Origin of the sequence: Hydrogenovibrio kuenenii DSM 12350, assembly GCF_000526715.1 — a bacterium.
Classification (GTDB): domain Bacteria; phylum Pseudomonadota; class Gammaproteobacteria; order Thiomicrospirales; family Thiomicrospiraceae; genus Hydrogenovibrio; species Hydrogenovibrio kuenenii.
In genome coordinates, this window is sequence record NZ_JAGP01000001.1 from 1,418,113 (window position 1) to 1,433,508 (window position 15,396).

Consider the following 15,396-nt stretch of genomic DNA (forward strand, 5'->3'; position numbering starts at 1 on the left):
CTCTTATAATTTTTATGATTAAAGAACTACACCGTTAGGTCGGTCTTGATCCCCATCCGCCTTACATTGCCTGAAGTGCTGATCAGTTTTATCCGATACACAATAAACAGGCACGCTCTTCTTCAACAAAGGTTCAAAAAAATTCGGCACAATCCATTCTTCTGAATCGAAATCTAAGGATTTCATTCCGCCCTGCTTCATTAGATCTTCATCAAAGCCTTCACAGATAAAGTCTAAATATTCATCACCCGCTTCAATTATTTTCTGTTCTAGCGCTTTCATAATATCAGGCACTAAAGCTTCTTCACCATAAAAATCAACTATACGATAAGCGCTGGCTTTTAAAGAACTCTCATTATCTTCATCTACTCTTGCCACGGCTCTGCGACACACCACAAGATTTTCAACCGGATTTTCAGCATCAAAATCTACCAGGCTGGGGTCATCATCTCTTTTGCGTTGTACTAGGTATACATCATAGTCGTAAAAAGGGTAATCGAAAAAACGTCTCTGCACATAAGATTGATCTTTAAATGGCACTATATGAGAATATGCTGAAAAATCAAATAACGAAAGTTGTTCCGCTGCTGTTTCCTGTTGAACTAGGGTCAAAGTTACGTTAACTGAGGATTCGGCTTGAAGAGGTAATTTTTTTAGATGTTCGGACGTCACTAAATGATAATCGTATAACGTTGGATTTACATAGAAGAACTGCTGCATACGATGCCAGTTCATACGAATTACCTGATAAATGGTTTGCGTTTGTAAGCCTGCGCCCGGTGCGGCAAAAAAACGATGGGGAATGGTTTTAATAACAAAATTACGTAACTGAATTCCCAACATTGGATATTGCTTTTGCGCCTCGTCAGTAATTTTCCACAAAGAACCCGCCATATCCGGTAGCTCAGATTGGTTATAAAGCATAAAACCAAATAACCCTAAAAGTTCGCCTTGAGAATCTTTTACCAACCCGATATTTAATTGATTTGGATTTTGCTCATCCTGAAAATCTTTTAACAACAATTCTCGGCTCCAGGACAACACATGCCCTTTCCGCCAATGCGCATCCATAAACTGCATAATTGCTGGCGCATCATGAATACGAGCAATGGAAAAAGATAGGGTCGACATTGCTATTGCTCCTTTAAGCCACGTTGACCGCAGTTTGCGCCATCGCATCACCTAGAGAATCAATACTGGTTGCACCAGAACAAAATAGTTCACTTTGATCGAATTCGACATCAAACTCTGATTCAACATCAAATATCAATCTGAACAACCCCAATGAATCAAGGTAGCCAGCTTGAAACATATGTTCATCTTTATCTAATGCTTCAATATCCAGCCCCTTATGTTCAGCTATCCAGTTCTTAATAAACTCAACAACTTGTTCTTTTGCAATCTTTTCTGACATGCTTTTTCCCAACTTTTTTCCGTATTCTTTTTATCTTATTCTTCTAATTCAACCCAGCGCTTTTCATCATCCGATTTTCTAGCTTGGTGAAAAAGTTTCAGTCCGAACTCCGCATGTTCCAAACCGTAAACATAAGGATTCTCGATTTTTCCTGTTTCTTTCCATTGTGCCAGTGCCTCAGCAAAGTCATGGTACAGGTTAGCAAAAGCCTCTATAAACCCAGACGGATGCCCCACTTTCATACGATTATAACGACCCTCGGAAGACACTCCGTACTTACTGCCACGGTCGATTTTAGTGTGAATACCGTTGATATTAGAAAACGACAATTCTTCCGGTAATATCTGTACCCATTCAGCCGTGCCTTTATCGCCATAAACACGAAGCTTCAAACCGTTTCGGCTACCAATTGCTGTTTTACTCATCCAAAAACTGGCAGATTTACCACTATCGAATTTCATCCACATTTTGACATTATCGATGATGGTTGCATAAGGAGAATAATGATCAAACTCTGACATCAACTCTTTCGGCTCTTCATGAATCATAAAGGTCATTAGATGATGTAAATGAACCCCCAGATCCAAACATATTGTCGGGATAATGCCATCTTGCAATCGCCAACTTTGTGGTGGCGCAGATTTTCCGGCAATATCCGGTGGTCGTACGAAACCTTCTTGAGGCATTTCCAAGTGTATTTGCTGCACATTACCCAACTCACCCTTCTGGATTTTTTCCTGCAACTCACGCACCATTGGGTAACCGCTGTAATTAAATGTGACCAGTAAAAAATGGCGTTTAGGATCATAAAACTTTTTCACTTCATTCAACTGTTCTAACGAAGATACCAAAGCTTTTTCACAAATAATCGGAATATCTCTTCTCAACAATTCGCACAAAATTTCAGTATGGTTAGGCGTTGGTGTCAACACCACAACCGCATCCAGATTATCCTGTTCGGCTTCGACAAAATCCAACCAATGGTCATACACGCGCTCTGGATCAATATGCCATGCTTCTGCGGTTTGTTGGTTGATATCATGGTGACGGCTAAAAGCGCCCGCTACTAAATCCCAGTGCCCATCCAAACGGCTGGCACTATAATGCGTTTGCCCAATAGCAGATGATAATCCACCACCAATAAAACCGATTTTGAATGCGGCCATTCTAGCTAACTCCCTCGTTTGTAACTGCCTATTTTATTGTCTTAGGTAGACAGTAAAGCACAGTACTTAATCCCATATGTCCGTGAACACGAATAGACATGTCGTAACTTGGTTCAATCGAATGAACCAACAACGGTAACTCCCATAAATCTTCCGGTTTATGGTAGATGCAAATCGCCAATGCAGGACGATAGGTTTGAATCATTTTTTTGGCACCTAAAATTGCATTTTCTTCCGCACCTTCAATATCCATCTTAATATAGTTTGGCGCAGCACCGAACAAAACGGAATCCAACGAATTAACAGCAATGGAAATATCTGATTGAGTGCTTTCCGTTGTAATGCTGCTTGAACTGTTGCCTTCATTGGAAAAGGTCAATATAGAATTTTCAGACCAGACACCGCTGGTATAGACAAAATATTTTGCTTCAGGAGACAGTTCTTTTTGTCGTTCTATTTCATCTGACAATCTCTCAATATTTTCCAAATCCGGTTCAAATGAAGCGATGTAATCAATTGGCTTACCAGTTTGTCTGAAAACCGTCGAAGCCGATGCAACTGTATCACCGATATAAGCACCTGCGTCTACAAAACGCAAAGAATCAAGCGCATCCAGTACAGGTACATCTTCAGGAAAATATTCCTCTTGCCCATCAGGTCTGATGTAATCTTTTGCATCAAAGCTTTTGCGGAAAGCAACAATACGTTTTAGCAAATCACGGCTGGTTTCGTCAGATAACACCCCTTCCAGTTTTTTGATTTCCGCTTCATTGACCATACGGGAAACATCATCATGCATCCAAAGTAGTCTTTGCTCAGGAAAATGTGATAGAACATCTGGAATTTGTAATAGAGCATCAGAAAAATCATAAACTTCTTTAAAACCCGAGCTCACCAGTTGCTGACGTATCTTCGTACCGAACGATTCACCCATTTCATTTTTTTCTTCATTCAATGCAACTGAAATATAGACACAAGTTTCAGACTTATTTTCAACTGCTTCAATTCTTTTAACCGGTAGTCCTTCTATAGATTCAGCCATAGAAAACTGATCAATAAAAAAATCCGGCTTGACCGCCTTATCTTTATTTATTTCTAGTGCAGCTTTAAATAGACGCCCATAGAGCCCCGCTCCATATATAGCTATTTGCATAACACCTCCTTACTGGTCTATACGACCCTCAAAAAACACTCGTTTTTTGAGGAATATTTTTTATATTTTTTATATTTTTTATATTTTTTATATTTTTTATATTTTTTTTTCTAACAACTGGCGTAAAGCCTTAGTTGCATCATAGTCAGCAAACTGTTTCTGCAATTCATGCTTCATCAGTTTACCCATTGCATTTCTGGGTAAAGAATCCACCACTTCATAAGCCATAGGTTGCTGAAAATCTGCCAGGCTGGCCATACATGAACGTTTAGCGTCACGAATGACTTGACGCTGTTCACCATCTAAGACCAACACGGCAAGCACCGCTTCTCCAAAGTAAGCATCCTCTACGCCAATTACCGCAACTTCTTTCACACCGTCCACTTGATCAATGACGGACTCAATATCTTTCGGATACACATTGGTGCCGCCAACTATAATCAACTCTTTCTTGCGTCCATGCAAATATAGAAAGCCCAACTCATCCATTCGTCCTAAATCTCCGGTATAAAAATTACCGTCAATTACACTCTCAGCAGTTGCTTCAGGGCGTTTGTAATAACGAGAAAATGCCGTTGTCGTTTCACAGACTATTTCGCCGACAGTGCCAACCGGCACTTCATTTTTTTGATCATCAACAATTTTCAATCGCACATAAGGCAAGGCTTTACCAACTGTGCTCAACAAATCAGGATGTTCATTAATATCTTCCTGGCTCAAATTGGTCACAATCCCTACCTCAGAAGCACCATAGCACTCATGAAAATCACACTTAAACGTTTCAATACATTGTGCCTTAATTTCAGTATGCAACAACGAGGATGAAGAGACCAAACAGCGCAATGATGACAAGTTATATTCAGGGGCATCTTGCACCTTCATCAACAACAGCAATTGCTCCAAATGACTTGATACCGCTAACGTAAAAGTCACGCCATGCGTTTCCACTGCTTCAAGCCAAGTTTTTGGCGTAAAATTCGGCAAGATAACTACTGTACCGCCTGTCATTAAAGGCAACAAGACCAAACGTTGTGCAAGCGAATGATACATGGGAGAAGCCGCGATGATGACTTCCTGCCCACCGAGTTGATATAAATCTTTTGCGCCATCAAAGCTACGATGCACCTTGGTTTTTTGCGTTAAAACAATTGGTTTAGGCTGCCCAGTTGAACCGGATGTCATCGTCAAAATAAAGTCACTATCGTAACTACCCGTGTTTTGACCCAATACATAGTCACATTGATAATCATTAAATATATGATTTAAATCGTTTTCAAAATTCGATTCAGCTCCTGCTGAAGAAAAGGCAAAACACTTGTCTTTCTCTAATTGGCAAGCTTCACTTGCAAGATATTTTTGCAAGATATGCGGCATAGCAATCAAATAACACGAATCAGTGCTGTCTATCGCAGTTTGGATTGCTACAGGTGTCAAACTGGATGCTACTGGCGCCACAACCAAGTTCAATTCTGCAGCCGCTAAGAACAATAATGCAAACTCTATCGAGTTATTGAGCATAACTACACAATGATCACCAGGCTGAAATCCCGCTTGTTTTAACTGATCACTGAGTTTTGCAGTTAAGCCTGCAACCTGTTGGTAGCTAAGCGATTGATAATTTTCCTCGCCCGTTTTACCTTGTTGACGAAAATGAATTGCAGGGCGCTGCGGATGCTGTTGCACCTGTGTTAAGAAATAATGAATAATACTTGGTTGAGCACCATCGACAGAATCAACCAACTCAGGAATACCCAGTGTTTTTTCGACCTGCTTTGCATCAATTCTAGGAATGACATAGCCTTGTCCATTCCAAACTGCATTTTCTGAGTACAGCAGACCTTGATACCCTCTTTCAGTCAGAGGTAGCTCCAAACTTTCAACTGTCGCACCATACTTAGGCTTCATCGGCAAAGTAAAATAGCCACTATGCTCTAACCCAGCCTGGCAGATTTCTTGTTCCGACAAATCTATTTCGTCCGCCAAATAACCATCTATATCCAAGCCCATTGCTTGATGACTTGTGGTATGCACGCCAACTTCGGCATACTGAAATTGTTTATAGTAATCCGGTTTTTCAAAACGTTGCTCTAGCAACAGCTTCTCTTGTGCAGTCAGTTCACCGATAAGCTCAAAAGCTTCGTTGGCGTCCAACACCAGATTACACGCGCCTTTAATAACACGACGCGTATCTGAGCTTTCATAGGCGTAAATGCGCTGAATATAATCAATTTGATCTTGCGTTAAGCCGTCTAACAAACGGCTGGCCAATTGGGACAAAGCATTTTCATCACGGCAAGCTAAAATAACTTGCACGACATGTGCTAAAGGATAGATAGGCGTTTGGTGCCAAGGCCCGGTAATAACACCAGTATGGGTATAAATTTTTTGAGACTCACACCAAGGTAAGACATTACGCGTCCAGTCAACCGTGCCATCATCTCCGGTAATAAATAACCATTTTTCGCCTGATTTTGGCGTTTTGGATAAATAACTAGTGGGCTTGGACTCATACCCTAAGTCCAGTGCAGAACGAATTTGATATTGAAAGCGTGCTAATGAAATGGGAAAACTGCCTAAAACCCCCGGTTGAAACTCACTGCTGACCGAATGGTACATAATGATGAGTTTTTCAGGAAGCGCTAATGCAGTTTGATGTATTGAATTGTAAGTTACGTTCAAAATAGTTGCCGAGAGTTTCTAATTTTTCATCAAAGTTTCAATATGCACCCTTAAGAAAGCTTACGTTTTTGAAAGTGTACTTCATAATCGGCTTGTGCTTGGTAGTAATCCGGCATTTGACCGATGTCCATCCAGTATTCTGTAATTGGGAAGCCACCCACCTTTTGAGATTTAGCCAAAGTATCATCAATCAAAGACGGCATATCGTAAAAGGTTTCTTTCGGTACAAAATCTAAAGATTCGGGTGATAACGCATAAATACCACCATTAACGAAATAGCGATAAACAGGCTTTTCAACCAATTGACAAACTTCGTGACCATTCAATTCCATTACGCCGTAAGGCACTTGCTGTGAATATTCTCTAACACAAGCTGTAACGGCATTCTCATTTTCACTATGAAAATCAATTAATGCTCGTAAATCCACTTTTGTCAGTAAATCACCGTTCATCACAATAAAAGGTTTTTTAGGTAGCTCTGGTAACAGGCTTAACGCGCCTGCGGTCCCCATGCGTTCTTTTTCTTCAATATAGTGAATGCGAATGCCAAGTGATTCACCATTACCAAAGTAATCACGAATCTGATCACCTAAATAATTGATACAAAAGTAGAACTCTTCAAAACCTTGTTCAGCAATGTGCTTAACGATAGTTTCTAGAATCGGCTGATCACCGACTGTTAGCATAGGTTTCGGAATATTTTCGGTTAAAGGTCTTAAACGTGTTCCCATACCACCCAGCATTAAAACAACAGGATTGGATATTGGTTCAACACTTTTCTTTTGGAAGAATAGTCCGACTATTTTTTGTTGATTATCGACAATCGGCAAATGGCGGAACTGATGTTTGTTCATACGTTTTACCCAGAGCATTTCATTCTCATGGGTATGACCAACAACTGGACGGGCATTCATTGCTTGTTCAATAGGTGTATGCAAAGTTGCACCCGCTAAAAGCGAACGACGAATATCTCCATCCGTCACCGTTCCAAGCAGGTTATCTGCTTCAGAGATCACTAAGGCAATTTGTAGTGCCGTTTTATCCATCACCTCCAACGTGTCTTTGACAGAGCTGGTTGGTGATACTGCAATCTTTTTCCAATCATGCATGTGCATATCTTTCATTTTTTCGCACCTAATTATGACACCGTTCGCTATTCATCAGCTTCTAAAGCATTTAGCACTAAAGCGACTGCTTGTCTTGCTGATGGAAGTTTTTCCCTTGCGTTTTGCCAAAGCCTTCTACGAGAGTCTTCGTGTAAACCCGCTTCTAAAACTTCCATCAATCTATTACTATTATCAACGGCCAGAACCAGATTTTCTTTAACCAAATGTAAGTCCTTTGTATCAGAACATTTGGTCGCCCAATGAATTAGATCCTTATTAAACCATAAAAAAACTGAGGCATTGAAAGGCTTATCTTCTAATTCATTCAAATACAGACCATCAAACCCACATGTTGAAAAAGCACTAATAACCAAATCAACACAGCACAAACTTGTGGTTACAGCCTGAAAAGGGTCAAGAATCACGTCTGGAAAATGATGTTTTAACAACTGCCAAGTCGGATTACTTTCTAGATTAACCGCTTCTTTAGGATGAGGGCGATAAAGCAATTTGAATGGCCTCTTCCATTTTTTCAATTCCTGGCAAAAAGTCTCAACAGTTTGTTGATAACACTCCAAGTTGCCAAGAGGCTGACCATAGAATCCCAGCAAAACATGTTCCATATCATCCATAAACCTCACACGATGCAAATCTCTAATACCGCTGGGAGACAATTCTGCAAACTTTGCGTGCTGTAAAGAACCTATTGCAATAGATTTCATCTGAGGATAACGCTGTTTATTGATGTCGACTGCAGCTTCATCTAATACAAAAGCAACCTTGGGCATCACTCCTGTTTCGTGGTTAATACTCCCCCAAGAACTCTGGATAGAGAATGTAGGGATATTCAAATGATTGGCAGCTGCTAACATCATTTCATCAACACCAAAACCAGGACCAGAAATACCTGTCAGAACAGCTATAACTTTATTTTCAATTTTACTTTGAGTCCATTTCTTAGTTTTCAGCCAACTTAAAGCTTCCAAGGTTCCTTGGTCAAAGTCTTTAATAATAGGGAATGCAATTGCCAAATTTCCAACACTGGTTAATTCGTCTGATAATAAGCTCAATGCTGGCTCTTGTAGAATAGCGACCAAATCGTATGCTTGATTTAAAGAAGGGATAAGCGGTAGAAGAGCATGAGCGCTAGCTGGATCGCGTGCGGTGACAATTAAAAGTGGCTTTTCGTTCATTATCACCCTAAATCTTATTCCGGTAAATTATCGAGTGAAAAGCTAATATCGAAAAACCGCTTCGGCAATAACTGATTAAAATCCGTTTTCTCTAGTATCTCGACGATACTTTTAGCCGTATTACCTTGACCATAAATACTGGTAATTTGTGAGCGGTCTTTATTCAATGCGTTTTTGATTGATAAAACAATGGTTTCAGTGCTTTCTTCAGATTGAATAATCGAATCTGCCATCAACCGTCCTTTTTGACGCTCACCGATATTCACTGTAGGCACCCCCTGTGCAGGCGCTTCAATAACACCACTAGAGGAATTACCGACGACAACATCGCACAGTTTCATCAAACTTAAATAACGTTGTGATCCGAGTGAAGTCACAAATTCTGCATTAATTTCTGTTTCCACCACCCATTGTTGAATTCGGTTGTTTAACTCATGCCCCCCCACATCTGTATTCGCTGCCGTCCAAATCACGGACATATTGGGGTAATCGATACTTAGTGCTTCAAATGCTTGAAATAAGTTCTCCAAAGCTTGTTCACCTTGGGTTTCTCCCCAGGAAACGGGATGATAGGTGACTAAAAATAGTGGTGATGAGAGCGACATTTCCAAAAAAGCTTCTAGTTCTTTCAGTGAAAGCATCTGTATTTGTTGAATAACATCCAATCCCGGCGCCCCGACATTGAATACCGTAACAGGCTGCTCGCCCATTTGAATAACACGTTGGCGATAAGGTTCTGCCGCCACAAAATGCAAAGACGCCATTTTGGTGACGGCATGACGAATTGCATCATCCACCGCACCTTCGGTCACTTCTCCACCATGCAAATGAAAGATCGGGATATTTGCCAATAAGGCTGCCGAACAAATACCAAGCAATTCATAGCGATCACCCAATACAAAAACGGCATGAGGACGATGTTTTGCAAACGCTTCGGCAAAGCCCTCTAAGGCTTTAGCGGTAGTTTGAGAAATAGCCAGTTCCGTGTCGGCATCTTTTTTGTGGGATAAAATGGGAATTTCTTCAGTAATCAGGTGACCATCTTGGCGAATAGTTTCGACGGTATAACCTTGCTCATCGGACAAGTGTCCACCGGTGACATAGAGTTGCAAATCAAAGTCAGGATGATCTTCTAGCAGTCGAATCAACCTCGATAACAAGCCATACTCTGCACGAGTTGCCGTTACCACCGCAATATTTCGTTTTATTTGATTAGTCGTCATCGAGCTCAATGCCATCATCCACTTGATAGTCCAGCTGTGCTATTTGTCCGATAATTCTATCCCACTCTGTTGCCAACGCGCCATTTTCAGAGCGCTTGAGTGTAACATTGTCTTCGCTCAATATCATGCCTGCTTCTATAGGTTCTTTAGCGACAATTCGCTTGCGCACTAAAGATTTATGCTCACTTTCAGAAGCAGAAACAACTTTTTCACCCGATCCCAGCGCCAGTTCTATATGCCTTATTGCTGTTACCATTGCTGCCAATTCATTAGGTTCAAGACTGGCTTGATGATCTGGTCCAGGCAGCGTTTTATCCAACGTAAAATGCTTTTCAATTACGGATGCGCCTAACGCTGTCGCCGCAATCGGCACTTCAATACCCAAAGAGTGATCAGATAAACCGACCGCTACTTGAAAGTTTTCCTCTAACGTCAGCATGGCTTTTAGGTTTACATCTGCATAAGGCGTTGGGTAAGCGGTATTGGCGTGCAAAATCGTCAGATTTTTTTTACTTAATCCTGCCTTTAACAAGGTATCAACGGCTAACGTTACTTCGGCTATATTCCCCATACCGGTGGAAAGAATGGTTGGTTCGTCAAACGCAGCTATCTTGCGGAGATAAGGAATTGACAAGAGTTCACCTGATGGAATCTTCCAGCGACGCACACCAAGTGCTTTCAAAAAATCGATACTGTCATCATCAAACGGTGTGGACATAAATTCAATGTCATGGACGTTACAGTAATCAAACACCTTTTGGTGATCTGCTTCTGAAAGCTCTAACGATTTAAGCAATTCATACTGAGTTTGGGTGTTTCCGGTATTTTTTTCTTGGTAAGCCGCTTGAGCCAGCTTCTTTGATACTAAGTTACCTGCCTTAAAGGTTTGAAACTTAACCGCATCTGCACCAGCATCTACCGCTGCATCTACCAATGCTAAGGCTCTATCCAAATCTCCATTATGGTTCACACCAGCTTCAGCAATAACAAAGACAGGAGACATTAGACATCTTCCTCTTGATATGGATTTTCGTCTCGATAGTCCACACGGGATTTTTTTAGCACTGCAGGACAACCGACATAAACGCCTGGTTTCGATAAATGATGTGTTACCACCGCACCCGCACCAATTAATGAGTTTTCGGCCACCCTCACACCTTGGATTAATACGGAACCGCTACCAAGAAAACAACCCTCACCCACTTGAGCATCACCATTAATTGTTGCATTGGTTGAGATATGACAGTTCCTGCCAATGACAGAACCGTGCTCAACCAGTGCCTTATGGTTAATGATTGTATTATCACCAATGCGAGCAAAATGGTTCACAATGGCATGATGCATCACCACCACGCCTTCATTCAGCACAGCACTTCTCGCCACTCTCGCTAGAGGAGAGATAATGGTTGGTAACTTACCACCGAGTTTTTTAACCTTCGCAAAAAGCGATTTCCTAATGATTGCATGTTGAATTTGCCCTACAGTAATTACGCAGTTCGGCGTCGATTTAAGCAACTCTTGTAAATTGTCATCTGTACCGATGACAGAATAGCCTAAAAGTGATTTTTCATCTGAACCTGGCGCTTCGACAATACCGACAATTTCATAATCACCCGTAGCTTCAATGACATCAATGACTGATGCGCAATGACCGCCCCCACCAATAAGAAGTAATGGCGTTTTCATTACGCCTCCTCTACTGACTTGTTGCAAACAATACCGCTTGGCACATTCACAATTCGCCCTGCAAAAAACTCTGTATGCTTCATCTCACCACGCAGTTCGTTTTGATATATTTCTAATTGATGCATCGGTGTCCAAAGCGGCCGAGTTTGTAGGTTACGTGAGTTGAATTCAGACAAAAATTCATCTCTTTCAACTTGCGAATCCAAAACACAGGCATTCAGCCAATAATTAGGTTGATTGTTTGGAAAGGTTTGACGGTACGACTCGCCAAAATCTACCAGACTGGGGTACAAAGGTGTTTGAACTTCCGAAATCCAACTTTGATACTTCAACGCCAATTGATGTTTTTCCGATAGAAAATCTGGCAGCTTTTTCATCTGAGCCACGCCTAAAGCTGCATTCAGGTTTGGCATTCTTAAGTTGTAACCAATTTCATCATGCTCAAACAGCCATTGGTGAGGTATTTTGGCCGTTGTGCTTAAATGCTTGGCATGTGATGCATAAGTGTCGTTTTGAGTGATCAACATACCACCACCGCCTGTAGTGATGACTTTGTTGCCATTAAAACTAAACACGCCTACATCACCAAACGTGCCTGTATGTTGACCATCAACAAATGAGCCAAGGCTTTCTGCGGCATCTTCAACCACCTTAATGCCATATTGATGGCAAAGCGAAACTATGCGCTTGATTTCAAGCGGAAAACCAAGCGTGTGCATCGGCACACAAGCGCTGATTTTTCTATGGGTAGATTGATGAAAACATTCACCATTTCTTTGGTAAGTTTGTGTGGTTAAAAAGCTTTCCAAAGCCTCGGCACTTAACCCCATGGTTTGAGAAGAAACATCTAGAAAAACAGGATCAGCACCCAGCATTTTGATCGCATTCGCGGTGGCAACAAATGTCAGGGACTGCGTCAACACCAAGTCTTTTGATTCAACACCGACCACTTTCAACCCTAAGAATAACCCCATGGTTCCATTCACAATGGCTACGGCGTGATTTGCGCCAGTAAAGTCAGCTATCTGGTTTTCAAACTCACTAACATACTCACCTACCGATGAAACAAATGTTGAATCAATACAGGCATTAAGCAACTGTTTTTCCGTGTTATCAAAACAAGGTGCATGTAAAGGAATAAAATCATTTTCGGAGGCGTGATAATGCGAACGAATGGCATCAGCAAGCAATTGCCAGCTATGGTTTTTTGTAGATGTAACGCTATTCAAACCTTGAGCCGTCATCTTTGTGGTCGCATCCTTTGGTCTATTGGTTCGACATCACAACTTACACGTTGTAAATGTCAGCTTTATAGCGTTTTAAGTTGCTTGGGTCAGTAAACCAGTCAATAGTTTGTTGCAACCCTGCACGAATATCTGTTTGTGGCTCAAAACCAGTCAGCTCACAAATTCTCGTGTTATCGCACCACAAGCGAAACACTTCAGAGTCTTTAGGGCGAATACGCTGTTCATCTTGCACAAACACAACATCACTACTCATCAGTTCTTTAATCAGCTCCAAGGTATCCTGCACGGATATTTCAAAATTAGAACCAATATTAACGGTTTCGCCAATGGTTTTCTCCGATTGAGCAATCGCCATCATGCCCCTACAAGTATCAGCCACGTAATTGAAATCACGGGTTGGCGAAGTATCTCCTAGCTTGATTTCTTTCATACCATTAGCTATCTGCGTGATGATAGTTGGAATCACTGCTCGTGCTGATTGACGCGGGCCATAGGTGTTAAAAGGCCGAGCAATAGATACCGGAAACTCAAATGCATTGAAATAAGACATCACCATTGCATCCGCACCGATTTTACTCGCACTATAAGGTGACTGAGGCTGTAATGGGTGTTTTTCATCGATAGGTACATACTGCGCAGTACCGTACACTTCGGAAGTGGAGGTATGCATAAAACGCTGCACACCATTGTCCATAGAAGCCTGTACCATGTTCAACGAGCCGTTTACATTGGTTTCCACGTAGGAATTAGGTGCTACATAAGAATATGGAATCGCAATCAATGCTGCCAAATGAAAAACTGTATGACAATCTTTGGTAATTTGTTTGCAAAGAAACGGGTCACGAACATCGCCACTGACGACTTCTATTTGATCTAAAACAGAAGACTGCTCCAACCAACCCCAGTCATTGAAAGAGTTATATAAAGCCAGTGCTCTGACTTTAGCTCCAGCTTCTACCAGAGATTCAACCAAGTGAGAACCGATAAAACCATCCGCTCCCGTTACCAAAACCTGTTTGCCCTGCCAATATGGCTGCATTTTCAATTCCTTTTTTCTTCTCAACAACTTCGGCAAAGGATGTTAAGCATCATCCAATAATGCCTGATATCGACTTTCGGCGCGCAACACTTTGTCCAAATAACGACGCGTCTCATCCGACTGGTGCTGATAACGCAACGTGCGGTAAACCTGATGAGGGCTGAGTCTATTTAAGCGCGAAATTGCTTTTCCTGGCGTAGTGCCAAACAACCCTAATACCGTTTTAATGCCCCCATTATAAGAAGAAATGGTGACCATTTGCTTGATTTTATCGTTGTGAATATCAGATAGATAGTCATGTTTTAATAGACTTAAATACGCAACACCCATGCGAATGTTTTTTTCCGAATCAAACAAATCGCCTTTAGAGGGTTGTCCAGATTTCTGATCAACATATTGGTAAACATCTTTACCTGCTGTATCCGGTTTAAGCTGCATCAGTCCAATTGCGTTTGATGAACTCACAGCTTTAGGGTTAAAACCGCTTTCAGTTTCCATTACTGCATAAACTAATGCTGGATTGATATCGAACTTATTGGCATAGTTATTCACCCAGGCTTGATATGTTTTTGCAGGGCCTTTCAAGCCACTTTCATGCAATGGAATATGAATCTCTATAAACTCTCCATCACCATCTTTAACCTCTTCAACCGCATTATTCATTAAATAATTAACGTAATCATAAGCTTGTTTCGGATAACGTATTGGCTGTTTATTTTCATCTAAAACCTTTCGATAAAAATAGGGACGGTTTTGATAATTCAATCGATCAGTTGATAATAAATTTCCATCACGCACCAAATGATGAGATAACAAAAGTCGGGTCACGGCTTTTTTGATGTTTTGTGTCGTCGCAATGTCCTTAGGAAACTCCACTACCAATTCATCTTCATAAATCACAAAGGACGGTTCATGAGACGTTGTTTTTGTATGTTTAGCAGTCGTTGGTAAAGCTTGCTGTTGACGATACACTGCAGGCATTGCTGAAAATGCTTTTGAATCTGTCTGAGAAGCTTGCGAGCTTTTTTCTGATTGTGTCGTTTCAAATTCTTGTTGCGCTACAGGTGGCGAATCAAAATGATCGAAAACTCGGTTTGGCATACTGGATACACGAGTAGAAACATTAGTCGTGACTTGTGTTTTAACATTTGAAGGTGATTTTGAAACCTTATTTTCTTTTTCCCAACGGGTGCTCAACATAATGCGTTGCGTCGTTGAACTAGCAAACGAGGTTGTAGATTGGCTGTTTTCTGGTTTTGAGCTCGGCAACATGGCTTCAACTGCCGTCAAGGTTGATGAAGAGTCATTAATGACCCAATGCTGAAGAGACATAAACAGGCTGCCACTCACCACCATCAACATGGATGAAGCTATTATCAAATATACCCAAACTCTGCTCTGTAACATGGCTTACTCTGTCAAAATTCCATCATTATTTATCAAACGAAAAGCTATACAAAACCAATTAGCAATATGGAAGCCATATCGAA

The 15,396-nt window shown here is 41.2% G+C and carries 13 protein-coding genes; all 13 read right to left on the bottom strand.

Going from position 1 to position 15,396, the window contains the following annotated elements:
• Positions 1–18: 18 nt before the first annotated feature.
• The 13 genes from N745_RS0106795 to N745_RS12275 all read right to left on the bottom strand — a co-directional run bounded on the left by N745_RS0106795 (position 19) and on the right by N745_RS12275 (position 15,313).
• On the bottom strand, positions 19–1,131 hold the full coding sequence (locus N745_RS0106795; RefSeq protein ID WP_024851374.1) for a hypothetical protein: 1,113 nt from the start codon (positions 1,129–1,131) through the stop codon (positions 19–21).
• Positions 1,132–1,144: 13 nt separating this feature from the next.
• Complete coding sequence (locus N745_RS0106800; RefSeq protein ID WP_024851375.1) at positions 1,145–1,414, bottom strand: acyl carrier protein; 270 nt, start codon at positions 1,412–1,414, stop codon at positions 1,145–1,147.
• A 35-nt stretch (positions 1,415–1,449) separates the two neighbouring features.
• Positions 1,450–2,580: a Gfo/Idh/MocA family protein gene (locus N745_RS0106805; protein ID WP_024851376.1), complete on the bottom strand. Its 1,131-nt coding sequence runs from the start codon at positions 2,578–2,580 to the stop codon at positions 1,450–1,452.
• 28 nt (positions 2,581–2,608) lie between these two features.
• Positions 2,609–3,733 carry an FkbM family methyltransferase gene (locus tag N745_RS0106810; protein ID WP_024851377.1) on the bottom strand — a complete coding sequence of 375 codons (1,125 nt, stop codon included), beginning with the start codon at positions 3,731–3,733 and terminating at the stop codon, positions 2,609–2,611.
• A 96-nt stretch (positions 3,734–3,829) separates the two neighbouring features.
• The gene (locus tag N745_RS12270) at positions 3,830–6,412 is read right to left on the bottom strand and encodes a class I adenylate-forming enzyme family protein (protein ID WP_024851378.1); all 2,583 of its coding nucleotides are present in this window, start codon (positions 6,410–6,412) and stop codon (positions 3,830–3,832) included.
• A gap of 50 nt (positions 6,413–6,462) precedes the next feature.
• The gene (locus N745_RS0106820; RefSeq protein WP_245595668.1) at positions 6,463–7,536 is read right to left on the bottom strand and encodes a nucleotidyltransferase family protein; all 1,074 of its coding nucleotides are present in this window, start codon (positions 7,534–7,536) and stop codon (positions 6,463–6,465) included.
• A 29-nt stretch (positions 7,537–7,565) separates the two neighbouring features.
• Positions 7,566–8,711 (bottom strand): hypothetical protein, encoded by a 1,146-nt coding sequence (locus N745_RS0106825; protein WP_024851380.1) that lies wholly within the window; start codon positions 8,709–8,711, stop codon positions 7,566–7,568.
• A gap of 14 nt (positions 8,712–8,725) precedes the next feature.
• A complete protein-coding gene (gene neuC / locus N745_RS0106830; protein ID WP_084657326.1) occupies positions 8,726–9,952 on the bottom strand; it encodes a UDP-N-acetylglucosamine 2-epimerase in 1,227 nt (408 codons plus the stop codon).
• Entirely contained in the window at positions 9,924–10,937 is a 1,014-nt protein-coding gene (neuB, locus tag N745_RS0106835; RefSeq protein ID WP_024851382.1) for an N-acetylneuraminate synthase, read from the bottom strand. The genes neuC and neuB overlap by 29 nt, the downstream gene beginning before the upstream one ends.
• A complete protein-coding gene (locus N745_RS0106840; RefSeq protein ID WP_024851383.1) occupies positions 10,937–11,620 on the bottom strand; it encodes an acetyltransferase in 684 nt (227 codons plus the stop codon). The genes neuB and N745_RS0106840 overlap by 1 nt, the downstream gene beginning before the upstream one ends.
• Positions 11,620–12,864, bottom strand: a complete 1,245-nt coding sequence (locus N745_RS0106845) for a LegC family aminotransferase (protein WP_024851384.1) — start codon at positions 12,862–12,864, stop codon at positions 11,620–11,622. Before N745_RS0106845 ends, N745_RS0106840 begins: the two co-directional genes overlap by 1 nt.
• 43 nt (positions 12,865–12,907) lie before the next feature.
• Complete coding sequence (locus tag N745_RS0106850) at positions 12,908–13,906, bottom strand: NAD-dependent 4,6-dehydratase LegB (protein ID WP_024851385.1); 999 nt, start codon at positions 13,904–13,906, stop codon at positions 12,908–12,910.
• Between the two features lie 42 nt (positions 13,907–13,948).
• Positions 13,949–15,313 carry a murein transglycosylase domain-containing protein gene (locus tag N745_RS12275; protein ID WP_084657327.1) on the bottom strand — a complete coding sequence of 455 codons (1,365 nt, stop codon included), beginning with the start codon at positions 15,311–15,313 and terminating at the stop codon, positions 13,949–13,951.
• Between the last annotated feature and the right edge of the window lie 83 nt (positions 15,314–15,396).